The 22,393-nt window shown below is 68.9% G+C and carries 20 protein-coding genes and 1 riboswitch; of the genes, 5 read left to right on the top strand and 15 right to left on the bottom strand.

Annotated features, from left to right (window positions below):
• Positions 1 to 81 precede the first annotated feature (81 nt).
• From ON33_RS32675 to ON33_RS32655, 5 genes are all read right to left on the bottom strand, one after another.
• Positions 82 to 1,203, bottom strand: a complete 1,122-nt coding sequence (locus tag ON33_RS32675; protein WP_040863005.1) for a bifunctional 2-methylcitrate synthase/citrate synthase — start codon at positions 1,201 to 1,203, stop codon at positions 82 to 84.
• Complete coding sequence (prpB, locus tag ON33_RS32670; RefSeq protein ID WP_040863004.1) at positions 1,200 to 2,114, bottom strand: methylisocitrate lyase; 915 nt, start codon at positions 2,112 to 2,114, stop codon at positions 1,200 to 1,202. The genes ON33_RS32675 and prpB overlap by 4 nt, the downstream gene beginning before the upstream one ends.
• Positions 2,111 to 3,616: a 2-methylcitrate dehydratase PrpD gene (prpD, locus tag ON33_RS32665; protein WP_040863003.1), complete on the bottom strand. Its 1,506-nt coding sequence runs from the start codon at positions 3,614 to 3,616 to the stop codon at positions 2,111 to 2,113. Before prpD ends, prpB begins: the two co-directional genes overlap by 4 nt.
• A 223-nt stretch (positions 3,617 to 3,839) precedes the next feature.
• Complete coding sequence (gene metE / locus ON33_RS32660; RefSeq protein WP_040863002.1) at positions 3,840 to 6,101, bottom strand: 5-methyltetrahydropteroyltriglutamate--homocysteine S-methyltransferase; 2,262 nt, start codon at positions 6,099 to 6,101, stop codon at positions 3,840 to 3,842.
• A 139-nt stretch (positions 6,102 to 6,240) separates the two neighbouring features.
• Positions 6,241 to 6,464, bottom strand: a riboswitch (cobalamin riboswitch).
• A gap of 209 nt (positions 6,465 to 6,673) precedes the next feature.
• Complete coding sequence (locus tag ON33_RS32655) at positions 6,674 to 6,985, bottom strand: peptidase inhibitor family I36 protein (protein ID WP_281033261.1); 312 nt, start codon at positions 6,983 to 6,985, stop codon at positions 6,674 to 6,676.
• A 9-nt stretch (positions 6,986 to 6,994) separates the two neighbouring features.
• Here ON33_RS32655 and ON33_RS41895 point away from each other — a divergent pair, with 9 nt between their 5' ends.
• Positions 6,995 to 7,414: a hypothetical protein gene (locus tag ON33_RS41895; RefSeq protein WP_157184844.1), complete on the top strand. Its 420-nt coding sequence runs from the start codon at positions 6,995 to 6,997 to the stop codon at positions 7,412 to 7,414.
• Between the two features lie 142 nt (positions 7,415 to 7,556).
• Here ON33_RS41895 and ON33_RS32645 read toward each other — a convergent pair whose 3' ends face one another.
• The 4 genes from ON33_RS32645 to ON33_RS32630 are packed head-to-tail and all read right to left on the bottom strand — an operon-like array spanning position 7,557 to position 11,912.
• Positions 7,557 to 8,474 (bottom strand): SDR family oxidoreductase, encoded by a 918-nt coding sequence (locus tag ON33_RS32645; protein ID WP_083869467.1) that lies wholly within the window; start codon positions 8,472 to 8,474, stop codon positions 7,557 to 7,559.
• Complete coding sequence (locus ON33_RS32640; protein ID WP_083869466.1) at positions 8,474 to 9,973, bottom strand: flavin-containing monooxygenase; 1,500 nt, start codon at positions 9,971 to 9,973, stop codon at positions 8,474 to 8,476. The genes ON33_RS32645 and ON33_RS32640 overlap by 1 nt, the downstream gene beginning before the upstream one ends.
• Before the next feature lie 14 nt (positions 9,974 to 9,987).
• On the bottom strand, positions 9,988 to 11,022 hold the full coding sequence (locus ON33_RS32635; protein ID WP_040862999.1) for a PDR/VanB family oxidoreductase: 1,035 nt from the start codon (positions 11,020 to 11,022) through the stop codon (positions 9,988 to 9,990).
• Positions 11,019 to 11,912: a metal-dependent hydrolase gene (locus ON33_RS32630; protein WP_040862998.1), complete on the bottom strand. Its 894-nt coding sequence runs from the start codon at positions 11,910 to 11,912 to the stop codon at positions 11,019 to 11,021. The genes ON33_RS32635 and ON33_RS32630 overlap by 4 nt, the downstream gene beginning before the upstream one ends.
• Before the next feature lie 98 nt (positions 11,913 to 12,010).
• Here ON33_RS32630 and ON33_RS32625 point away from each other — a divergent pair, with 98 nt between their 5' ends.
• Entirely contained in the window at positions 12,011 to 12,625 is a 615-nt protein-coding gene (locus ON33_RS32625) for a TetR/AcrR family transcriptional regulator (RefSeq protein ID WP_040863069.1), read from the top strand.
• 8 nt (positions 12,626 to 12,633) lie between these two features.
• On the opposite strand, the gene ON33_RS32620 is transcribed toward ON33_RS32625, so the two are convergent.
• A complete protein-coding gene (locus ON33_RS32620; protein ID WP_040862997.1) occupies positions 12,634 to 13,050 on the bottom strand; it encodes a PaaI family thioesterase in 417 nt (138 codons plus the stop codon).
• Positions 13,051 to 13,308: 258 nt separating this feature from the next.
• Here ON33_RS32620 and ON33_RS32615 point away from each other — a divergent pair, with 258 nt between their 5' ends.
• Both ON33_RS32615 and ON33_RS32610 read left to right on the top strand, forming a co-directional pair.
• Positions 13,309 to 14,346 carry an alpha/beta hydrolase gene (locus ON33_RS32615; RefSeq protein WP_245550976.1) on the top strand — a complete coding sequence of 346 codons (1,038 nt, stop codon included), beginning with the start codon at positions 13,309 to 13,311 and terminating at the stop codon, positions 14,344 to 14,346.
• A gap of 213 nt (positions 14,347 to 14,559) precedes the next feature.
• Complete coding sequence (locus ON33_RS32610) at positions 14,560 to 15,585, top strand: alpha/beta hydrolase (RefSeq protein ID WP_245550974.1); 1,026 nt, start codon at positions 14,560 to 14,562, stop codon at positions 15,583 to 15,585.
• A 60-nt stretch (positions 15,586 to 15,645) separates the two neighbouring features.
• On the opposite strand, the gene ON33_RS32605 is transcribed toward ON33_RS32610, so the two are convergent.
• From ON33_RS32605 to ON33_RS32595, 3 genes are all read right to left on the bottom strand, one after another.
• Positions 15,646 to 17,253, bottom strand: a complete 1,608-nt coding sequence (locus ON33_RS32605) for a flavin-containing monooxygenase (RefSeq protein WP_040862995.1) — start codon at positions 17,251 to 17,253, stop codon at positions 15,646 to 15,648.
• A gap of 115 nt (positions 17,254 to 17,368) precedes the next feature.
• Positions 17,369 to 17,731 (bottom strand): ArsR/SmtB family transcription factor, encoded by a 363-nt coding sequence (locus ON33_RS32600; protein WP_040862994.1) that lies wholly within the window; start codon positions 17,729 to 17,731, stop codon positions 17,369 to 17,371.
• Positions 17,732 to 17,735: 4 nt separating this feature from the next.
• Positions 17,736 to 18,971 (bottom strand): MFS transporter, encoded by a 1,236-nt coding sequence (locus ON33_RS32595; RefSeq protein WP_040862993.1) that lies wholly within the window; start codon positions 18,969 to 18,971, stop codon positions 17,736 to 17,738.
• 110 nt (positions 18,972 to 19,081) lie between these two features.
• Between ON33_RS32595 and ON33_RS32590 the strand changes: the two genes are divergently transcribed.
• Entirely contained in the window at positions 19,082 to 19,840 is a 759-nt protein-coding gene (locus ON33_RS32590; RefSeq protein ID WP_040862992.1) for a hypothetical protein, read from the top strand.
• A 14-nt stretch (positions 19,841 to 19,854) separates the two neighbouring features.
• On the opposite strand, the gene ON33_RS32585 is transcribed toward ON33_RS32590, so the two are convergent.
• Both ON33_RS32585 and ON33_RS32580 read right to left on the bottom strand, forming a co-directional pair.
• Positions 19,855 to 20,631 (bottom strand): SDR family oxidoreductase, encoded by a 777-nt coding sequence (locus ON33_RS32585; RefSeq protein ID WP_157184843.1) that lies wholly within the window; start codon positions 20,629 to 20,631, stop codon positions 19,855 to 19,857.
• Positions 20,632 to 20,786: 155 nt separating this feature from the next.
• On the bottom strand, positions 20,787 to 22,385 hold the full coding sequence (locus ON33_RS32580) for a TerD family protein (protein WP_281033260.1): 1,599 nt from the start codon (positions 22,383 to 22,385) through the stop codon (positions 20,787 to 20,789).
• Between the last annotated feature and the right edge of the window lie 8 nt (positions 22,386 to 22,393).

Here is a 22,393-nt window from a genome sequence, read left to right as displayed (position 1 = left end):
GCCCCTCGGCCGGCGATGGCCGGGGTGCCCCGGCCCGTGGATCTTCCTCCTGCGGTGGGCCGGCACCCCTGCGTGTCCGGGTCAGGCGACAACGGAACGTGGTGGGACGCCGACGTATTCGCTCAACGGCCGGATCAGGGCATTGGACTCGCCCTGCTCGATGATGTGCGCGGTCCAGCCGGTGATGCGGCTCATCACGAAGATCGGGGTGAACGCCTCGATGTCGAAGCCGAGCAGGTAATACGCGGGACCGGTGGGGAAGTCGAGGTTGGGCTTGATGCCGGTGGCCTCGAACATCGTGCGCTCGAGGGCGTCGTACATGCGCACCCACCGCTGCCCGTCGGTGGCGGCGGCGATGTCCAGGAACGCCTTCCGCATGGTCGGCACCCGGGAGTCGCCGTTCTTGTACACCCGGTGGCCGAAGCCCATCACCTTCTCCTCCCGGGACAACTTGGCGCGCAGCCACTCCGGGGCCAGCGCCGGGTCCCCGATCGCGAGCATGTCATGCATGACCGCCTCGTTGGCCCCGCCGTGCAGCGGGCCCTTGAGCGCCCCGATGGCGGCGGTGACGGCGCTGTAGATGTCGGAGAGCGTGGAGGTGACCACCCGGGCCGCGAAGGTGGAGGCGTTGAAACCGTGCTCGGCATACAGGATCAGCGATACCTCGAACGCCTTGACCAGCTCGGGTGCGGGCGCGGAGCCGAAGCACATGCTCAGGAAGTTCTCGGCGAAGCCCAGATGCGAGTGCGGCGCAATGGGATCCAGCCCGTGCCGACGACGGTGGTCGGCGGCCACGATGGTCGGCAGCACCGCCATCATGCGCAGGGCCTTGGCACGGTTGGCCCGCGGCGAATTGTCGTCCTCGGCCGGGTCCTCGGCGCCCAGATAGCTGATGGCCGTGCGTACCACGTCCATGGGATGGCAGTTCTCCGGCAGTTTGGTCACCAGCGACAGCAGCGACCGATCCACCCGGCGCGCGGCGCGTTCCTGCTGGAGGAACCGCTCCAGCTGGGCGTCGCCCGGAAGTTCGCCGTGCCACAGCAGGTAGGCGACCTGCTCGAAGCTGCAGTGCGCCGCCAGATCCTGGACCGCGTAGCCACGGTAGGTCAGGGAGTTGGTCTCCGGCACCACTTTCGAGATGGCGGTGGTGTCGACGACGACCCCGGCGAGGCCCTTGTAGATGGTCGGTATCTCCGTTCTCACTGGTTCCCTCCGAGTGTGAAATTGAAGATGTCGGAATCGAATTCGTTGTAGCGCTCGTATTGGAGGAGCTCGTAGAGCCGGCTGCGCTGCTGCATGCGATCCAGCAGCCCGGACTGGGTTCCGGTCGCGAAGATCTCGCGCAGCCCGGTCTCGGCGGCGAACATGGCCAGTCGCAGCGTCGTGACCGGGTAGATGACCGCGTTGTATCCGATGGACTCCAGCGTCCGGGCCGGGATCAGCTCGGACTTGCCGAACTCGGTCATATTGGCCAGCAGGGGAATCGACACGGCCGCGCGGAACTTCTCGAAGTCGGCGGGGTTGTGGAGGGCCTCGGTGAAGATCAGGTCCGCGCCCGCGTCGGCATATGCCTCGGCCCGATCGATGGCGGCGTCGATGCCCTCCATTCCCGCGGCGTCGGTGCGCGCGCAGATCACGAAATTCGGGTCCCGCCTGGCGGATACGGCGGCGCGCAGCCGTCGCACCATCGCCGCGACCGGAACCACGGCCTTGCCGTCGAGGTGCCCGCACCGCTTCGGGTTGACCTGATCCTCCAGGTGCAGGCCCGCGATGCCGGCGTCCTCGAGGACGGTGACGGTGCGAGCCGCGCTCATGGGTTCACCGAATCCGGTGTCCGCGTCGATCAGGACCGGCAGGTCGGTGACCCGGGCGATCTGCTGCCCCCGCCCCGCCACCTCGGTGAGGGTGGTCAATCCGATGTCGGGTAGTCCCAGATCGGCGGAGAGGACAGCGCCGGACACATAGACGCCCTCGAAGCCGATCTCCTGAATCAGCTTGGCCACCAACGGATTGAACGCGCCGGGGAAGCGCTGGATGGTGCCGGAGGCCAGGCCCGCCCGGAACGCGGCGCGTTTGTCGGCGGCGGACGTGGTGGCCGCGATCAGACCGGTCATCGGAACAGTCCCTTCGGCGAACGAGGCGCGCGAGCGAGCACATCCGCCGGGACGGTGAAGGTGAGCTGCGGCAGTTCGGCCGCGGACAACTCGCCCGCCCGCTGGGCCACCTCGAGGAAGCGGTCCTGCTCGGCGGTCTCCACCACGCCCTCGGCGAGGGTGCGGAACTTGGCGATGTACTGCTCGCGGCCGAAAGGCCGCGCGCCCAGGGGATGCGCGTCGGCGACGGCCAGTTCGTCGACGATCACCTCGCCGCTCTTCAGCGTCACCTCGGCGCGGGCGCCGAACGCCTTCTCCTTGGGGTCGGTGGAGTGATAGCGGCGCGTCCACTCCGGATCCTCGGCGGTGGAGATCCTGCGCCACAGCTCGACGGTGTCCGGGCGCTGCGCGCGCTCGAGAGCATAGGACCGCTCGTGATGCCAGGTCCCGTCCTGCAACGCGACCGCGAAGATGTACATGACAGAGTGGTCGAGGGTCTCGCGAGAGGCCTTGGGATCGAACTTCTGCGGGTCGTTCGAGCCGGTGCCGATCACATAGTGGGTGTGGTGGCTGGTGTACAGCACGATCGATGCGATCTGATCCAGATCGCCGATGCGTTCGCGCAGGCGCCGGGCCAGGTCGATGGGCGCCTGACTCTGGTACTCGGCCGAATGCTCCTTGGTATAGGTGTCGAGAATCCCGCGCTTCGGCTCGCCCGGACCGGGCAGGGGCACCGTGTACTCCGCGTTCGGACCGCCCAGCAGCCAGGCGATCACACCGTCCTCGCCCTCCCAGATGGGTGCGGGCGCGCCCTCGCCGCGCATGGCGCGATCCACCGCTTCCACGGCCATCTTCCCGGCGAACGCGGGCGCATAGGCCTTCCAGCTGGAGATCTCGCCTTTGCGGGACTGCCGGGTGGCGGTGGTGGTGTGCAGTGCCTGCCCGATGGCCTGATAGATCGTCTCGGTGTCCAGGCCCAGCAGGGTGCCCATGCCCGCGGCTGCCGAGGGACCGAGGTGAGCGACGTGATCGATCTTGTGCTCGTGCAGGCAGATCGCGCGCGCCAGATCCACCTGGATCTCGTAACCCGTTGCCAGACCGCGGATCAGATCGCGTCCGGTGCGTCCGGCGTGCTGGGCGACGGCGAGGATCGGCGGAATGTTGTCACCAGGGTGCGAGTACTCCGCCGCCAGGAAGGTGTCGTGGAAATCCAGTTCGCGCACCGCCACACCGTTGGCCCAGGCGGACCACTCCGGCGAGAACCGGCCCTCGACACCGAAGACGGTCGAGCCCGGCCGATACGGGTGCGCCAGCGCCTGAGCACGAGCATTGGCAACCGGCCGCCGGGTGATCGAGGCCGCCGCCACCGCCGCGTTGTCGATGATCCGATTGACGATCATCGCCTCCGTCTCCGGAGCAACCTCCACGGCATCCGCGGCGACCTCCGCAATCCGCCAGGCCAGGTGCTCCTCGCGAGGGAAGTGCTCGGCCGAGCGATGGGTGCGGACTAGATGGTTCTTCACGGTCGGGGTCCTCCCAGACGTCGGTTTCACCGGTACATTTCGGACGCTACCGAGTGCTGTATTCGGCGGAAATACCCCGCAATTGCCTACTTTTGCGGACTCGAACCTGTGAATCTGTGAAAGTTGCGGAAACCCCGCTTGCCGGCCGCGGCGGCAGCTGTCCGCCGGGTGAGGACATCACGCCGGGACGCTCCCGTGGCCCGGAGCGCCCCGGCGCGCGCGATCAGCGCAATGCCCGCGCCGCTGCGACCAGGTTGCGCAGCGAGGCGGTCACCTCAGCTGTGCGGCGCGTTTTCAGGCCGCAGTCCGGGTTGACCCAGAGGCGTTCGGCGGGAACGGCTTTCAATGCCAGGCCCAGCGATGTCTGGATTTCTTCGGTGGCCGGGACGCGGGGCGAGTGGATGTCGTAGACGCCCGGTCCCACGCCCAGGTCGAAGCCCGCGGCATTGAGGTCGTCGAGGACCTCCATGTGTGAGCGGGCGGCCTCGATCGAGGTGACGTCGGCGTCCAAACCCGCGATGGCGCCGATGATCTCGCCGAACTCCGAGTAGCAGAGGTGGGTGTGGATCTGGGTGGTGTCGGCGACTCCGGAGGTCGACAGGCGGAACGCGTCCACTGCCCACTCCAGGTAGGCAGCCTGATCGGCGCGGCGCAGGGGCAGGAGTTCCCGCAGGGCGGGCTCGTCGACCTGGATGATGGCGATGCCCGCCGCTTCGAGATCCACGGTCTCGTCGCGGATGGCCAGCGCGATCTGAAGTGCGGTGTCCGCGAGCGGCTGATCGTCGCGGATGTACGACCACGCCAGGATGGTGACCGGTCCCGTGAGCATGCCCTTGACCGGCTTCGTGGTCAGGGACTGCGCGTAGGCGCTCCAGCGGACCGTCATGGCCGCCGGGCGCACCACATCGCCGAACAGGATCGGGGGCCGGACGCAGCGGGTGCCGTAGGACTGCACCCAGCCGTTCGTGGTGGCGGCGAACCCGTCGAGCTGTTCGGCGAAGTACTGCACCATGTCGTTGCGTTCCGGCTCGCCGTGCACCAGCACGTCCAGGCCGATCTCTTCCTGCAGCGCAACGACTTCGGCGATCTCGGACCGCATCCGAGCGTCGTACTCCGCCTGGTCGATCGTGCCGCGGGACAGCTCGGCACGCGCCGCCCGGATCTGCGTGGTCTGCGGGAACGAGCCGATCGTGGTGGTCGGCAGCAGCGGCAGGTCCAGTCGCTGCCGCTGGAGTGCCCGCCGCTCGTCGGCGGGGGCGCGGCGCGTGGCGCCGGCCGCGCCGGCCACGCGGGCCCGCACCGTCGCATTGTGCAGCCGGGCGTCGGATCGCCTGTCCCGCACGGCCGTTCGCGCGATCTCCAGCTGCTCGGCGACCGCGTCCTGTCCCTCGTGCAGGGCGGTCGCGAGCAGCCGGATCTCGGCGATCTTCTCCGCGCCGAAGGCCAGCCAGCTGCGCAGGCGGGGCTCCAGCCGGGTTTCCGGCTCGAGGCTGTACGGCGAGTGCAGCAGCGAGCAGGAGCTCGACACCGCCACCGTGGCCCCGGCCGCGCGCAGCCCACGCAGGCGTGGGAGCGCGGTATCGGGGTCGATGCGCCAGACGTTGTAGCCGTTCACGATGCCTGCCACGACCAAGGTTTCGCGCAGCGCGCCCGCGGCGGAGACATCGGCGTCACCGCCGGCCGCCAGGTCCACCGCGATGCCCTCGATGCCGGTCCGGGCCAGCACCGGCAGGGCGTCGCCGAGGCGGCCGAAGTAGGACGCGACCAGGATCGATGGCCGCGCGGACAGCTCGGCGAGCCGCTTGTACGCGGTGTGCACCACGGCCAGTTCGGTGTCGGTCAGGTCGGTGACCAGCGACGGCTCGTCCACCTGTACCCACCGCGCGCCGGCCTCGGCCAGCAGGCCCAGCAGCTGCTCGTAGAGTGGCAGCAGATCGGGCAGACGTTCGAGCAGGTCGCTGCCGTCGAGCGATTTGGCCAGCTTCAGGAAGGTGATCGGACCGATCACCACCGGACGGGCCGGAACACCCAGCGCCAGGGCCTCTTTCAGCTCGGCCAGCGGCTTGTCCGGATGCAGCGAGAACCGGGTGGCCGCCGAGAGCTCCGGCACCAGGTAGTGATAGTTCGTATCGAACCACTTGGTCATCTCCAGCGGCGCGACCTCGGCATTGCCGCGGGCGGCCGCGAAATAGCGGTCCAGCTCGTCCTCGATGCCCTGCACCCGCTCGGGCAGTGCGCCCAGCAGGACCGCGGTGTCGAGCACCTGGTCGTAATACGAGAACGTCCCCACCGGAATCGAATCCAGGCCGGCGTCGCGCACCCGCAGCAGCTGTGCGGCACGCAGCCCCGCGGCGACGTCGTGCAGGCCGGCGGCGTCGATCCGCCCCGCCCAATACGACTCGATCGCGCGCTTGAGCTCGCGGTTGGGCCCGATGCGCGGCAAGCCGAGCACCGTGGCGGTGAAAGTGTTGTCCGGGTTCAACATCGATGAACTCCATGGTCAGCAGCCGATGGCCGCCGCCCATACCGAGCGCACGCTGACGGGAGCCCACGAAGCATCGATCCCGTGTCCGGGTCCCGCTCGGCGTACCGCCCAATCCACGAGGCGACGACCGCCGGATACGGCGTATCCGGCACAACGGGCAGGTCTTCGGACTCGTGGGCTATCGACCCGAAAAAAGGGTCGGCCCCAAGGCTCGGGGCCCGGGACTGGTCCTACTGGCCGTCGCTTCCCAGGCATCACACTTCGAGCGCCCAGTGCGAATGACGGCTGTCGTTCCCACTCACCGCTGCGGGACAGTCCCGGATTCCCACCGGGTTCCCTCTCACCCGTGTGGCACGTGAACGCGCCGCCGGGCTTCGACGCCATCGGTGGGATCAGGGGCTCCTCGACTCCACTTCCGGCGAACCAGCTGCGAGGCCGAATATAGCCGAAGGTTCCGGAGAAGCGGGTACGCGGCCCGGCGCCGCGGCCCGATTCGCGCAGGTCGCGCCCCCTCCCTGCGGCCTGCGCCCGCCTGACCGGCGGGCGGTGCTGCCGGCCGGGCGGTCGATCGGTCAGTCGCAGCGGCGGACCGCGTCGGTCTTGTCGTCGGCGTGGGGCGGGAGCGTGCCGCGCTCGCTGTCCTGAATGACCGCCAGGGTCTCCCAGTGGTCGCCCATCCAGTTGAGGAGGGTGACCTGCTTGCCGGCGCGGTTCCAATAGGAGGTCAGCAGATCGCCTTCGCCGGCATTGCCGATGTCGTGGATGAAACAGCCGTTGTCGGTCTGCACGACCGGTCTGCCGGTGCCGCCGCGACCGTCCCACCCGCAGAACATGCCGCCGGGGCAGTCGTAGGCATAGGCGTGCGCGGGGGTCGCGGCGACCAGGATGTGGTGGTGAGCGCGCCGAAAGCCAAGGCGACGGCGGCGACGGTCGCGAGACGCGCGGTGTGCGAGCGGGACGTTTTCCTGCTCGGGCGGGACACCCAGCTGCGGGTGTTGCCGGGAAGCGAATGGACGGCAGCTGGTTCCGGGCGTCCGCCGAACAACCCACCGTGCCTACTCAATCGAGGGGTCGGGCGCCTGCTGAGGTTGGTGTGTACCGGCTCCTGGTTCGGGATTCCGGAGCTGGACAATGATCAAAGCTACTGCATAGCAATGAATCTCGATTACTTCAGCTTTGTTGGTCGTGGACCGTGTGAAGAGCCGTACCCGTCCACGCAGGACCCCGGATACGCCGCCAATCTGCAGCAGCATGTGAAAGAGCGCTTGGCCGAACATGATTCGGCGCTGTTCCACCTCCTCGACCGTGAGTGACTGCCGCGGGCCGTGGAAGAGGATCCGGTCCGGATGGACCCGCACGTCCGGGTCGGTCTCGACCGCGCCATCGATCTCGGCGTCTGGCTCGACCTGTACTGCCCGGACCTGCGGTGGAATCGACCTCAGCGGAAGCTGTCGTTCAGGAGGGTATTTTCACAGGTGAGGACGGTTTTTCGAGACCGCGGCGCTCGACCTCCCGCAGCAGTGCGTGCACCCGCGGATCGCGGGCCAGCCGGGAATCGAGCACGGTGTTGATCACGCCGCGCAGCAGCGAGTACGGCATCCAGGTGAGCGGCGAGATCGCCTGCGGCGCCCGGTGTTCGATGGCTTCGGCGATGGTGCGCGCGGCCTGCTCAGCGGTGATGCGGGTATTCAGCGGCCACGGCAGCAGCGCCTCGATGCGGCGGCCGAGCTCGTCCCGGTCGAGGGTCGCGTGGGTCATCTCGGTGTCCACGATCCCGAAATAGGCGATGCCCGCGGACGCCCCGTGCGTTGCGAGCTCGACCCGCAGCGCCCGGCCCAGCTGCTCGACGGCCGCCTTGCTGATCATGTACGGCGCACCGCCCATCCCCGGAGCGAAAGCGGCACACGAGGACACGACCTCGACATGCCCCTGCGCGGAGATGATGTGGTCCAGCGCGGGGTGCACGGTATTGAACACCCCGGTCAGGTTGATGCCGATGACCCGATCGAAATCGGCGGGATCCATGGTCCGCAGCGTCGCCGGCGGCGGCACCACGCCCGCGTTCGCCACCACGATGTCCAGATGCCCGAAGTAGGCCACGACCTGGGGAATCGCCTCGGCCATGGCGTCTCGGTCGGAGACATCGGCGATCACCGGCAGCGCCCGATCGCCCAGGGCGGAGGCCAGTGTGGTGGCGGCCCGGGCGTCGACGTCGACAAGGGCGACCGAGGCGCCCCGGCGGTGCAGCAGCCACGCGAGTTCCCGCCCGATACCCTGACCGGCCCCGGTGATCAGGGCGACCCGCCCCTCGGGCCGGAAAGGACCGGGGCTGGGAAGACAGCGCGGTGTGGAGATCAGACGCGGAGTGGACATCAGCGGCTCATTTCGTAGGAGTCGGCGTCGAATCGCCGGGTGCGGCCGCGGTATTCGAAGCTCCAGTTGGGGTACAGGCCGGCATTGCGGCCGTCGGCGGTGGTGTAGTAGCTCTGGCAGCCGCCGGTCAGCCACACCGTGTCGGTGCTGCGGCGATCCATCTCGTCGAGGAAGTCGTCCTGGACCTCGGGACGCAGCTCGACACGGTCGATTCCCCTGTCGCGCATGGTCTTCAGTGCGTCCACGATGTAGGCGATCTGGGATTCGATCATGTAGACGGCCGATTGGTTCCCGGCCGCGCCGAACGGGCCGAGCGTGCAGAAGAAGTTGGGGAATCCGGCGACGGCCGCGCCCAGATAGCTCTGCGGCGCACGGTGATACAGGTCGGCGATGGACTCGCCGTGCCGCCCGATATAGCGGTGATACGCGGACGGGATCGAGGTGAAGCCGGTGCCGAAGATGATGGTGTCGACCGGGTGCTCGGTGCCGTCGCGCAGCACGATCGAGTGCGGGCGCACCTCCGCGATGCCCTCGGTGACGACCTCGACATTCGGCTGATCCAGAGCGGGCAGATAGGCATCGGAGAAGATGGCCCGCTTGCACCCGATCACGTAGTCCGGGGTCAGGGTCTTGCGCAGCGCCGGATCACGCACCTGCCGCAGCAGCTGCAACCGGCCCAGCGCCTCGTACGGATGCCGGAACCGCTTGTCCACCAGGGAGATCAGGCCGAAGCCCTCGATGGCCGCGTACCAGCCGCCGCGGATCGCTTTCTGGGCGAGTGGAATCCGCCGCAGCAGCGTCCGTTCCAGCCCCAGCGTGGGCCGATCCATCCGCGGCACGATCCACGGCGCGGACCGCTGGAACACCAGCAGCCGATCCACCACCGGCTGGATCTCCGGCACGAACTGTACCGCCGACGCGCCCGTCCCGATCACGGCCACCCGCTCGCCGGTCAGATCGTGCCCGTGATCCCAGTGCAGCGAGTGGAAGGCCTTGCCCGCGAACCGATCCAGTCCCGGCAGCTCGGGATATTTGGCCTCGGCGAAGATGCCCGCCGCGGAGATCAGGACATCGGCGGTGAGCGCACCGCGGCTGGTCTCGACCCGCCACACCGAGTGCTCCTCGTCCCAGCGCGCGTCCAGCAGTTCCGTGCCGAGCCGGATATGCCGCACCACATCGTGGTCCTCGGCGACGCGGCGCAGATACGCGAGGATCTCCTCCTGCCGCCCGTAGGTCCGCGACCAGTCCGGATTCGGCGCGAACGAATAGCTGTAGAGCTGTGAGGGCACGTCGCAGGCGCAGCCGGGATAGGTGTTGGCTCGCCAGGTCCCGCCCAGATCCTCGGCTCGTTCCAGCACAACCAGATCCTCGAACCCGGCCTCGCGCAGCTTGATCGCCAGCCCGATCCCGCCGAATCCCGCACCGACGACGGCGATCCCGACGTGTTCGGCCGGATTCGAATCGGCTTCGGCCACAGCTGTTTCCGTATCAATCGACATGAGTGTTCCCCGGTTCAGAGATCGAGCACGAGCGCGTCACCGCAGGCGCGGGACACGCAGAGCAGCATCCGGTCGTCCCGCTCGGCCGCGGTGAGCAGCCGGTCGCGGTGGTCCACCTCGCCCGCGCGGACCCCGACCTTGCAGGTGCCGCAGAAGCCTTGGCGGCAGGAGTAGTTCACATCGGGCAGCACCCGCTGGACCGCGGCCAGCGCCGTCTCGTCCGCGCCGACCCGGACCGTGCGGCCGCTGCGCGCCAGGGTGAGGTCGAAGGGCCGCCCGTCCACCACCGGCACTGCCGAGAACCGTTCCGTGTGCAGCGATCCCGTCGGATCCAGCTCGAATCGGCAGCGCTGCGCCGCCGCCAGCATGGCGGGCGGACCGCACACGTACACGGCCGCACCGGGTTCCGCGCTCGCGATGATGGCGGCCACGTCCGGCGGGCCGGCCTCGTCATCGGGGCGGATGTCCGCGTCGGGCAGCTCGTCCAGGAACGGCATCGTCTCCCGCGACCGCCCCGCGTACACGAGTCGCCCGCGCGCCCCCGCCGCCCGCACCATCGGCAGGATCGGGGTGATCCCGATCCCGCCCGCGAGGAACAGATACGACGGGGCGTCCACCAGCGTGAACGCATTGCGCGGCCCGCGAATTCGCAGGCGGTCCCCGACCCACAGCGACTCGTGCAGCTCCCGCGAGCCGCCCTCGCCGTCCGGAATCAACCGCACCGCGATCCGGTACCGCCTCCGATCCCGCGGATCCCCGCACAGCGAGTACTGCCGTTGCTGCCCGGAGGGCAGGAACACATCCACATGCGCCCCGGGCCGCCAGCTCGGCAGCTCCTGGCCGTCCGCGGCCCGCAGCGTCACCGCGAGCACATCGGGCGCGGGCCACTCCAGCTTCTCCACCACGGTCGTCAGCTCGAACCCGCTGTGGCGCACCGGATTCGACGGCGACAGCAGCGCGGCGGCGGGCCCGCTCACGAACACCCGCTTGTAGGCGTCCATGGCCCCGCCCAGCACGCGCAGGGTCGTGGGCACGGCCTCCGTGCTCATTCGGCCGCCGCCCGCGCCGCAGGGGAGTGCGCCAGATAGCGCAGCGCCGCATCCATCGGGCCCAGCTGCGACGGATGGAAGCCCGGCCGCAGATAGCGCGGGATCTCGGTGAAGAACACCGTCCAGCTCGGAATCATGCCGCGCCGCGTCGCGCTCAGCAACTGCCGCCCCCAGAACCGCCCCTTCTGCGGCGACGGATCCTTCCGGTACAGGTACCCGGCCGACACGATGAACAGCGGCAGCAGCGTAGCGCTGGCCAGCAGCGCGGTACGCGCCTTCCGCAGATAGCCGCCGTCGAGATACATGTAGGCGTCGTAGACCACATTGCGGTGCTCGACCTCCTCGGCGCCGTGCCAGCGCACCAGATCGAGCATGGCGGGATGCATGCCCTCGGCCTCCAGCACGTCCGCGTTGAGCATCCATTCGCCGATGACGGCCGTGTAGTGCTCCATTCCGGCGAACAGGCCGAGCCGCTCCTTGAGCCACTCTTCGCGGGCCCGGCCGGTGAGTCCGTGATCGCCGAGGATCCGGTCGACCAGCCAGGCGATGGCGTTGACGTAGGAATCGACGTCCAGCCCGAGGGACTGCAGGTGCCGGCGCGCCGCCTCATGACTGCTGGCGTGCATGGACTCCTGCCCGATGAACCCGGTCACCTCCTCCCGCAGCCGCTCGTCGCGGATATGGGGGAGGGCCTCCGCGAGTGTCTGCGCCATGGCCCGTTCGCCCTCGGGGAGCACCAGGTGCATGACATCGACAACGTGGGTCACCAGCACTTCGCCCGGAATGTAGTGCAGTGGAACGGAATCGAAATCGAATCGCACGTCGCGGGCGGAGATGGCGTGCGCCTCGTCGCGGTAGTGGCGCTTCGTCGCGCCAGCTTTGTCAGCCATGCCTGAACCGTACAGCGCAACAAATGCTATTGCAATGTTGCAGCTACAAATTGTCCTGGATTGTTGCAGTGAGTGGGGATGCTGCTAGCGTGGATGCGGTGACGACCGCGTCGAAAACCCCGCCTACCCGCACGGATGCCGCCGATGACATCGAAACGCGCATCCTCGACGCCGCACTCGTGCAGTTCGAGAAGGTCGGGGTCAAGAAGACGACGATCGAGGATGTCGCCAAACAGGCCGGGGTCGACCGGGTGACCGTCTACCGCCGGCTCGGCTCCCGCGACGACCTGGTGCGGGCCGTCGTCAGTCGTGAGGTCGGCAACCTGCTGGCGGAACTGTCGACCATGCCGGACCGGCACGACGACCTGCCCGCGCTGGTCGCCGACGTCTTCGTCACCGTCATCACCCGCTGGCGGGCCCATCCGCTGATCGAACGGCTGCTCGCGGTCGAGCCGGACCGAATTCTGGTGAATCTCACCGTCGAAGGCGCGACCAGCTTCGCCATGTCCGTCGCGGCCACCATTCAGATCCTGGCGCAGGCTGCCGCGAAGGGGCTGTTCGAGGCCCCGCCCGACCTGGCGGCGCGCACCGAGATCTGCTGCCGCGTCGTGCATTCGATGATTCTGGTCGAGGGCGGCACGGTCACGCTCGAAACCCCGGATGAGCTGGCGCAATTCGCGCGCTCGTACCTGGTGCCGATTCTCGCCGGGTAGGACCGCGGCTACAGGACCGCCTGGGTCTGGGTCGTCTTGGCGACGAGTTTGCCCGCGTCGTCGCGGATCTCGGTTTCCACCACGATGAAACTGCGCCCGGCGTGCAGCGGCCGCGCGGTGGCGGTGGCGTGACCCGACCGCACCGCCCGCAGGAAGTTCGTCTTCGACTCCACCGTGGTCGTCCCCTGCTTGCCCGCCGGCAGATTCAGGAAGGCGCACACCGCCGCTGTGCCATCGGCCAGCGACATGAGCGCGCCGCCGTGCATGGCACCGCCCAGGGTGCAGAGGTTCTCACGCCATTCCAGGCGGCTGCGCACCAGTTCCGGGCCGCACTCCAGGACCTGGACGCCGAGGCCCTCGGCGAACGGCATGGTGGCGAACAGCTGTGTGCCCATCGGATCGGTGGTGATCTCGGTGTCGGTCATGAGATCGACTGTGCCCGACGCCGGACCGCGAGTCGATTACCTCACGGGTAATCGATTGTGTCCATGACACTGCCGACCCGCGCTGACAGCTCACCGACAGTGCGCTGACCGGGGCCGACAGCCCGCTGACGGGACTCTCAGGCGCAGCTCAGCTTCGGGCCAGCAATTGCTAAGAGCCCGTGGGCAAGGTGAGGAGCTGATTCGCAAAACATGCACAAAAGGCTCGTAACGCGAGCGAAAACTGCCGAAGGAGAAATCGTGCGTTCAACGAAGACCTGGGGCAGTGCGGTGTTGGCCTTGACTGCAACCGTTCTGCTACCGGTGGCTGCGGGGGCCGCCTCCGCCGATCCGGGCCCTTCGCTGGACGCATCCGGCACCTCCGCCGACGGCTCGCGTATCGCCTCGAGCAGGGCCACCGACGCCCGCACTGTGACACTGCAGGTCTATTCAACGGCCATGGACAAGAACATCGAGGTCGACGTGCAGCGCGCCGCGGACACCTCGGCGCCGACGCCGGTGCTGTACCTGCTCAACGGCGCGGGTGGCGGGACCGATTCCGCGACCTGGCAGAAGCAGACCGACGTCCTGAACTTCCTGTCCGACAAGAACGTCACCGTGGTGCAGCCGATCGGTGGCGGATTCAGCTACTACACCGACTGGCGTGACCCGGATCCCGTACTGGGCGTGAACAAGTGGAAGACCTTCCTCACCGAGGAACTGCCACCGCTCATCGACCGGGCGTTGAACACCAACGGCCGCAACGCGATTGCCGGTCTGTCCATGTCGGGCACCTCGGTACTGCAACTGCCGATCGCCGCGCCCGGCCTCTACCAGTCGGTCGCCGCCTACAGTGGCTGCGCCCAGATCAGTGATCCACTCGGCTACAACTTCGCCAATACCGTGGTCGCCGTGGGCGGCGGTGACAGCAAGAACATGTACGGCCCGCAGGGCGATCCCATGTGGGCGGCCAACGATCCCTACGTGCACGCCGACCAGCTCCGCGGCCTGAATCTGTTCATTTCCAGCGGTTCCGGGATGCCGGGTGAATGGGACACCCTCGGCGGTCCGCACACACTTCCCGGCGCGGGAGGCTGGGCGAACCAGGTGGCGCTCGGCGGCAGCCTCGAAGCCGCCGCCGACTACTGCACCCACAACCTGAAGACCAAGCTCGACGGCCTCGGCATCCCGGCCACCTACGACTTCACGCCCACCGGCACCCACTCGTGGGGGTACTGGCAGGACGCGCTGAAGAAGTCGTGGCCGGTCCTGGCTGCCGGTCTGGGCTTACCGGCCTGACCGGCAAAAGGACGAAACCGGCACGCCTTCAGGGGAAGCGAGCCGGTTTCGTCTTGTGTTCCCGTGCGGTCACGAGGCCGGGAATCGCACCCTGACCCGCGATCCGGAACCGTACCCTCAGAAGAAGTTCAGTTCCGGGCCAGCATGACCGACGCCGCTCGGCACGCTGAAGTGCTGACTCGAAACACCCGGGTACCCGCCGGAGGAGACAGCGTGCGTTCGAGAAAATTCTTCGGCAGCTCGGTCTTGGCTTTGGCCGCAACCGTTCTCCTGCCGCTGGCCGCCGGCATCGCCTCCGCCGACCCGGGCACCTCGCCGAACGCCACCGACGGCTCCCACATCACTTCCCTCGGGGCCACCGACGCGCGAATCCAGCGGATGCGGGTCTATTCGGCCGCCATGGACAAGATCATCGATCTCGATGTGCAGCGCGCCGCCGACACCTCACAGCCCGCCCCGGTCCTGTATCTGCTCAATGGCGCGGGTGGCGGCGTCGACGAGGTGACCTGGCAGACCAAGACCGATGTACTCGACTTCCTGGCCGGCAAGAATGTCACCGTGGTGGAACCGATCGGCGGTGGTTTCACCTACTACGCCGACTGGCGTGACCCGGATCCCGTACTGGGCGTGAACAAGTGGAAGACCTTCCTCACCCGGGAGCTCCCGCCGCTCATCGACCGGGCGCTGAACACCAACGGCCGCAACGCTATTGCCGGTCTGTCCATGGCGGGCACCTCGGCGCTGCAGCTGCCCATCGCCGCGCCCGGGCTGTATCGGGCGGTGGCGGCCTACAGTGGCTGCGCCCAGATCAGTGACCCCCTCGGCCACTACTTCGTCGATACCGTGGTGGCGAAGGGCGGCGGTGACACCAGGAACATGTACGGCCCCGAAGGCGATCCCGAGTGGGCCGCCAACGATCCCTACGTGCACGCCGACCGGTTGCGCGGCCTGAATCTGTTCATTTCCAGCGGTTCCGGACTGCCTGGCCGGTGGGACCTTCCCGGTGGCCCGTTCACCCTGCCCGGCACCGACGGCTGGATCAACCAGTTGACCCTCGGCGGCGGACTCGAGGCCGCCGCCGACCTCTGCAGCCGCAATCTCGCGGTGAAACTCGGCGGCCTCGGCATCCCGGCCACCTTCGACTTCACGCTCACCGGCACCCACTCGTGGGGGTACTGGCAGGACGCGGTGAAGCGATCCTGGCCGGTCCTGGCGGCCGGCCTGGGGCTGCCCGCCTGAGCGAAACGACGACACCGGCTCGCCCCCACCGGGAGCGAGCCGGTGTCGTGGTGCCGGTGATCAGGCGGTGAGCTCGAAGTTCGGGTACCCGTTCTCGCGCTCGTCGTCGCAGTAGCGGCGGTAGTTGCCGAAACCGCCGATGTAGGGCATGAATACACGCTTCTTGCCCTCGATGTTCGCGCCCATATACCAGGAGTTGGCCTTCACGAACAGCGTGCCCTCGGCGACCTCGAGCAGGTGATCGGTCCACTTGACCGCCGCCTCCGCGCGGGCCTCCGCCGTGCGGATCCCGTTGGCGCGGCAGTGCTCCACGAGCGCGAGCACCCAGTCCAGTTGCTGCTCGGAATGCAGCACCATGTTCGCCATCACCGACGGGGTGCCGACACTGTTGACGCTGAACATGTTCGGGAAGCCCGGAATACCGAAGCCCAGGTAGGTGACCGGGCCGTCGGCCCACAGGTCCGCGAGGCGGGCGTCGTGCGCGCCGTGCATGTCGATGCGCAGCAGGGCGCCGGTCATGGCGTCGAAACCTGTTGCGTAGACCAGGGTGTCGAGTTCGATGAACTGGTCCGCGGTGCGGATACCGGTCGGGGTGACCTCCTCGATGCCCTCGCGCCGCAGGTTCACCAGCGACACGTTCGGCCGGTTGAACATCTCGTAGTAGCCCGAGTCGGTGCAGATGCGCTTGGTGCCGATGGGGTGGTCGTAGGGGATGAGGTCGTCGGCCACCGCCTGGTCGTCCACCTTGGCGCGGATCTTGGCGACGGCGAACTCGCGGACCAGCTCGTTCGCGGCCAGATCGCTGTTCTGGTCCGGGAAGACCTTGTTGAACAGCACGCCGCCGCCGTCCCAGCGGTCCTGCATGGCCTGCTCGCGCTCCTCGGCGGTCAGGTCCAGGGCCTTGACCTCCAGCGAGCGGTGCGGGGTGGCGGCCGGTGCGTAGTAGGAGTTCTCGCGCCGCTGCCGGTAGGTGGCGCGGATCTCGCCCTGCTCCTCGTCGGTCCACGGGCGGTTCGGAACCGGGACGCTGAAGTTGGCGGAGCGCTGGAACACGGTGAGCGCCTTGGCCTCTCGCGCGATGATCGGCGCGACCTGGATGCCCGAGGAACCGGTGCCGATCACGCCGACCCGCTTGCCCTCGAACGACACGCCCTGTTCCGGCCACTGCGCGGTGAAAAGCTCCTCGCCCGCGAAGGTCTCGATGCCGGGAATATTCGGCTTGATCGGCGCGGACAGGCAGCCGGTGGCGAAAACCACGAACTGCGAGCGGAACTCGTCGCCGGCCTCGGTCCGCAGCGTCCAGATCGCCGCGTCGTCGTCGAAGCGGGCGCCGACCACGCGCTGACCGAACCGGTAGCGCTGCTTCAGCTCGAAGCGGTCCGCCACATGGTTGATGTAGGCGAGGATCTCCGGCTGGGACGCGAAACGCTCGGTCCAGGTCCAGCTCTGCTGCAGGTCCTCGTCGAACGAGTAGGAGTAGTCGACACTCTCCACGTCGCAGCGCGCACCCGGATAGCGGTTCCAGAACCAGGTGCCGCCGACGTCCTCGCCCGCCTCCAGGCCGAGCACGTTCAATCCGGCCTTCGCCGCCTGGTGAACGCCATAGAGTCCGGCGAATCCGGCACCGATGATGATCACATCGAATGGGCTGCCCTGCTCGGGATGCATGCGCGACCTCTCACTATTCGTCTTGCGATATTTCGAATAGGCATATCGTCACGGCGCATGCGGGCACTCGGCGATAGCAGGTCCCACTGACCAGGAGCGGGGGTCCGGGAGATGGTTATCCGTGGGACGGTTCGCCGGTGACCATGTGGTCGGCGTGGTTGAGCCCTTCGCGGACGAGGCGGGCCAGGTGGCCGTCGCGGATGCGGTACACGATGCGGCGGCCCTCGCGGCGGGTGTCGACCAGGCCGGTGAAGCGGAGTTTGGCCAGGTGCTGGCTGACCGCGGTGCGGGAGGCGCCGCACGCCTCGGTGAGGGCCGAGACATCGGCTTCGGCGGCGGCGAGGAGCCAGAGGATGTGCAGGCGGGTCGGATCCGAGAGCATCCGGAAGGTGGCGGTGGCCGCGTCCAGATGGGCCTGATCCGCTTGGACGGGGTGGGTGAGGCTGGGTGTGGCGGGTGCCGGTTCGAGATCGCTCACCTGATCACCTTCCTGCCGTCACCGCCTCGGGGGCTGCCGGCACGTGCGCGGGCCAGGCGTGGGCCGCTGCCGTAGCAGCCAGTGTAGCGACGGCGGCCAGCACGATTGCCGTGGTCGGCAGACCCGCCAGCGCGCCCAGCTTGCCCGCCAGTGGGTAGGTCACCAGGAAGCACGCGTGCGAGAGAGAGAACTGCGCGGTGAAAACGGCTGTGCGAGTGTCGGTTTCGGACTGTGCGCGCAGCAGGCGGGCCGACGGGGTGTTGATCATCGAGGTGCCCGCGCCCAGCAGCACCCAGGTCACCGCCAGCACGACCGCGCCCGCCCCGCGGGGGAGCAGCGTCGGCAGCGACGCCGCGACCAGGCCCAGCGGCAGCAGCACGCAGCCGGTCAGCATGAACCGGCGATCGGGCATCCGCGCCAGCAGTCGCGGGGTCGACAGCGCCACGGCCATGGAACCGAATCCGAAGCAGCCCAGGGCCAGCGCCACCGCGGTATTGGAGCCGTCGAGCTGATCTCGCACGTACACAACGGTATTCACGATCACCAGCGCGGTGGCGGCGGCCACCACCATGTTCATGGCCAGCAGCCCGCGCAGCACCGGGCGGTTCATCATGATCCGGGCGCCCTCGGTGATGCGCCGCAGCAGCGGCGCGGACCGCTCGGGCGTGGCGAGCCGGGGGAGCCGGGTGGTCACCACCAGCAGCGCCGAGGCCACGAAACCCGCGGCCGTGCCCACGAACAGCGAGTGATAGCTGATGACGGTCAGCAGCGCGGCCGCCAGCACCGGGCTCAGCAGCGATTCCATGTCGTAGGCCAGCCGCGACAGCGACAGCCCGCGCGTGTACTCCTCCTCGTCGACCAGGATCGAGGGGATCAGTGACTGAAACGCCGGCGTGAAGGTGGCCGAGGCCGACTGCAGCAGTGCGATCAGCACGTAGATCTGCCAGGTGTGCGTGACGAACGGCAGCATGAGCGCGATCGCCGCGCGCACCGCGTCCGCCGACACCAGCACCAGCCGCCGGGGCAGCCGCTGGGTGAAGGCCGAGATCACCGGCGCGACAGCCACATACGCCACCATCTTGATGGCCAGTGCGGTACCCAGCACCGCGCCCGCCTGACCCCCGGCCACCTCGAAGGCGAGCAGGCCCAGGGCGACGGTGAGCAGTCCGGTGCCGATCAGGGCGACCACCTGGGCGGTGAACAGCTTGCGGAACTGTGGATTGCGGAGCACGTCGAGCACGGAACCACTATAAGCCTATATGTGCGCAGTTGTGCACATGATGTCGGATATATCTGTCCGATCAGCCCGCTCGGTCCGCTTGCCCGGGACTCGTCGCTATCCTCGAGGCCATGGGGAGGAATCTCGCGGCCGGTGTCCTGGCCGGCGCCGCGCTGACGCTGACCGCGTGCACCCAGCATTCCGCCACCGCTCCCATGGCCGGCGACCTCTCCCCGCACACCAGCGACCATGTCGTACCGGGCCCGGTCACCCCCGTCTCCGACCTCTCGCCCTGCGGTGATATCGCCACGACCGCCACGCCACCCGACTGCTACCTGCAATCCCACGACGCGGCCGGACTGACCTTCGAGGTACGCCACCGCGGTACCGGCCAGCAGGGATCGGTCGACATCACCGTGCTCGACCCCGTCGGCGCACAGGTACAGAGCATCGCCGAACAGGCCGTCGGGACCACCGAACCGCGACTGCGCGACCTCGACAACGACGGCCGCGACGAGCTGGTCATCCCGATCATGCTGGCCAGCGCCAACACTCGCTACGTCATCTACCACGCGGGCGGCGACGGGCAGTTCAAGCGGGCGGGCGAACTCGCGGGCATCGGCATCGACACCTCCGCGGCCGGCTACACCGTCGTCACCGCGCGCGACAGCTACGAACTCTGGAACATCGAGTTCTGGACCTTCGACGCCGAGAGGCTGCAACCGCTGGTCACCGCCGAGGTCCGGCTGCTCGACGACGGCACCGGGCACGTCGGCGGCAGCGAGTGCACGGTCATCGACAGCGGCGGTCTCAACCGCATCGGCCTCAGCCTGGACCAGGCCACCGGGCAGTTCTGTGCCGAACCCACGGTTCTCCGCGTGAAGCGCTGACGCGCGGGGTCAGGTCACGGCCTTCCGTAGTGCCGGCGCAGCCACTCGGCATAGTCGTACGACACGGTCTCGCCCTCGGCGCCCAGACACAGCGCGGCGTCGCGCACCCGTCGCACCACCCGGCCCAGCGGCGGTACCGGCAGCGGCAGCAGCTTCTGCCCGAGGGCGCGCGCCCGGAGTTCGCCCAGCTCGCCGAGGGTCTGCACGACCGGGCCGCCCACATCGCGCACCCGTCCGGACGGGCCCGCCTCGGCGGCGTCGGCCAGCCGGCCCGCCACCGCGACCACGTCGACCGGCTGGAACCGCATGCCGGTGCGGGGCGTGATATGGAACTTCGCTGCCCCGCCCAGCATTTCGTCGATGAGCTCGTGGAACTGGGTGGCGCGCAACAGGGTCCACGGAACGGGACCCTGAGTGACCACCCGCTCCTGTGCGACCTTGGTGCGGTAGTAGCTGAACGGCACCCGCTCACAGCCGACGATGGAGATCTCCACATGGTGGCCGACCCGGGCACGCTGCTCGGCGGCCAGCAGGGTGCGCACGCCCTCGACCATCACCGGTGCGCTGCGCAGCCCGCGATGAGACGCCGTGTCCACCACCGTGTGCACCCCCTCCAGCGCCGCGTCCAGCCCCGCGCCGGTGGCCAGATCCACGGCGTGATGCTCGGTCCCCGGCGCCGGATCGGCCGGCGCGGACCGGCTCAGCACCCGCACCGTGTGCCCGCGCGCCACGAGGTCCCGCACCACCGGCACACCCAGCGTCCCGGTACCGCCCACAACCGCCACCTGCATGTCGATCCCCTTCCCGACCGGCTTTCCTCCGACGCTGGAACCACACCGTGTGCCGATCGACATGATTCATCGCATGCCGTTCGATTATCTACATTCGCCCCTGTGCCGCGTGTCGATGCGGTTGGCGGCCCGGCCGACCGGGCCGACGATGCGGGTCAGATGTGCGCGCCCTTGGTGCGGTTGCAGGCGCGGCAGAGGATCTGCAGATTGGCCGGGCTGGTCGCGCCGCCGCGGCTGATCGGGATGATGTGGTCGAACTCCAGGTAGTGGCTGTCACCGCATTCGACGCATTTGCCGCCGTCGCGCTGCCAGACCACGGCCTTGACATCCGTTGGGATGGAACGGGTGTCGCGGCGGCCCGGGGTGAGGGCCAGGCGTTTCGCGATACGCAGCGCGCCCTCCATGGCCGCGGCCACGAAGTCGGGATCGGCGACCTCGAGGATCGCGCCGCCCCGCGAGGAGGTGGCCGACACCTCGACCAGGCCACCGGCGGCAGTCACCGAAACCACGCGGGCCCAGGGCATTTCGGTGCCGGTGTCCGCCCCGGTGAACCGTAGCTTGCGGTTGCTGACGATCAGGCGGCCCTCGGTGCGCTTGGGGCCGCGGGCCAGCTGCCGGATGTGCACGGCGGGAAGGTTCAGATGGACCCGCTCGCCGGGGTCCAGGTGCAGTCCCGTGGTGGGCTGCTGCGGCAGCTCACCGGACCGCAGGCGGGTCAGCAGCCGACCGCGCTGCAGGCGCCGGCGCAGGTCCTCGATGACCGGGCCCGACAGCGACAGTTCCTCGGCCGTGTCCTCGAAGTCGCCCACGTCCGACTCGTCCACCACACCGTCGGCGAAGGTGAAGGCCACCAGGCGTTCCAGATGCTCGAGGGCGAGCGGGCGCAGCAGGTCGAGGGCGGCGGCACGCTCGACCCGCTGGAAGCGCAGCGCGGCCCAGAGCGTCTCCCAGTCGTCGTGCGGGGCGAGTCCGCGCAGGGCGCGCTCGGCGCGCGGCCGCCAGCCGCGCAGGTATTCGGCTGTCTCGGTGGCACATTCGCGGCACAGCGCCGCGGACCCGAACAGCGCCGCGCCGAACAGCCGGCGGCGGGGCGCGCCGCAGCGCGGGCAGTGGCGGGAATCCCGCACCGGGACAGGTCGTGCCGACGCCGTCCAGGTCGTGCCGTCCCACCAGCGCAGCCGCCCCGGATCGCGGGGATCCGGATGCCATTCCGCCCGTTCGGAATTCGGCGGTGGCGGGGTGCGGCGCGGCTCGGGCTCGAAACCCCGCGCGGGGTCGATCCGCACCCCGAACTCGCGCACCAGCCCGGCCAGGCTGACGCCGGCGTCGGCCAACGCCCGGAACTCCCACCCGCCCCCGGCGCGTGCGAACTCGCCCAGCACCAGGGCCGGGGCGGGCTCCGCGGTCTCCACGTCGTACCGGGCAACCGGGTTGTCGTGATCGAACACGGTGAGCCGCAGTCCAGCCACCTCGGCGAAACCGCCTGTCACCGAGGCGATGACCACGATCCCCGCCACCTCGGGCCCGGTGCGCGGTAGCGAGACCGACAGCCGCGCCGTCCCCGGCGCGGGCTCGCGATCCAGCGTCACTGCCTGCGAGACGTGCCGGGGGGCGTCGAACCAGACGAAATCCCGGTCCGACCGGGCCCGCCCGTGTTCCGCCACCAGCACGGCCTGCGCCCGCACCGCGTGCTCCGACCGCCACGAAAGGACAACCGTCAGAAGCGATGTCGGAACCGTCGTATGGCCACCCATGGTCAGTT

The organism is Nocardia niigatensis NBRC 100131, from assembly GCF_000308655.1.
GTDB classification, from domain to species: Bacteria; Actinomycetota; Actinomycetes; order Mycobacteriales; family Mycobacteriaceae; genus Nocardia; species Nocardia niigatensis.
Note: the sequence above shows the minus strand (reverse complement) of the source record. Positions and strands in the feature narration are given on the sequence as shown.

Bases quoted from the DNA above. Each gene is read 5' to 3' on its own strand.
- prpB (WP_040863004.1), bottom strand. From the start codon at position 2,114: ATGACCGGTCTGATCGCGGCCACCACGTCCGCCGCCGACAAACGCGCC.
- metE (WP_040863002.1), bottom strand. From the start codon at position 6,101: ATGTTGAACCCGGACAACACTTTCACCGCCACGGTGCTCGGCTTGCCG.
- ON33_RS32645 (WP_083869467.1), bottom strand. From the start codon at position 8,474: ATGTCCACTCCGCGTCTGATCTCCACACCGCGCTGTCTTCCCAGCCCC.
- ON33_RS32640 (WP_083869466.1), bottom strand. From the start codon at position 9,973: ATGTCGATTGATACGGAAACAGCTGTGGCCGAAGCCGATTCGAATCCG.
- ON33_RS32635 (WP_040862999.1), bottom strand. From the start codon at position 11,022: ATGAGCACGGAGGCCGTGCCCACGACCCTGCGCGTGCTGGGCGGGGCC.
- ON33_RS32630 (WP_040862998.1), bottom strand. From the start codon at position 11,912: ATGGCTGACAAAGCTGGCGCGACGAAGCGCCACTACCGCGACGAGGCG.
- ON33_RS32620 (WP_040862997.1), bottom strand. From the start codon at position 13,050: ATGACCGACACCGAGATCACCACCGATCCGATGGGCACACAGCTGTTC.
- ON33_RS32605 (WP_040862995.1), bottom strand. From the start codon at position 17,253: ATGCATCCCGAGCAGGGCAGCCCATTCGATGTGATCATCATCGGTGCC.
- ON33_RS32590 (WP_040862992.1), top strand. From the start codon at position 19,082: ATGGGGAGGAATCTCGCGGCCGGTGTCCTGGCCGGCGCCGCGCTGACG.
- ON33_RS32585 (WP_157184843.1), bottom strand. From the start codon at position 20,631: ATGCAGGTGGCGGTTGTGGGCGGTACCGGGACGCTGGGTGTGCCGGTG.
- ON33_RS32580 (WP_281033260.1), bottom strand. From the start codon at position 22,385: ATGGGTGGCCATACGACGGTTCCGACATCGCTTCTGACGGTTGTCCTT.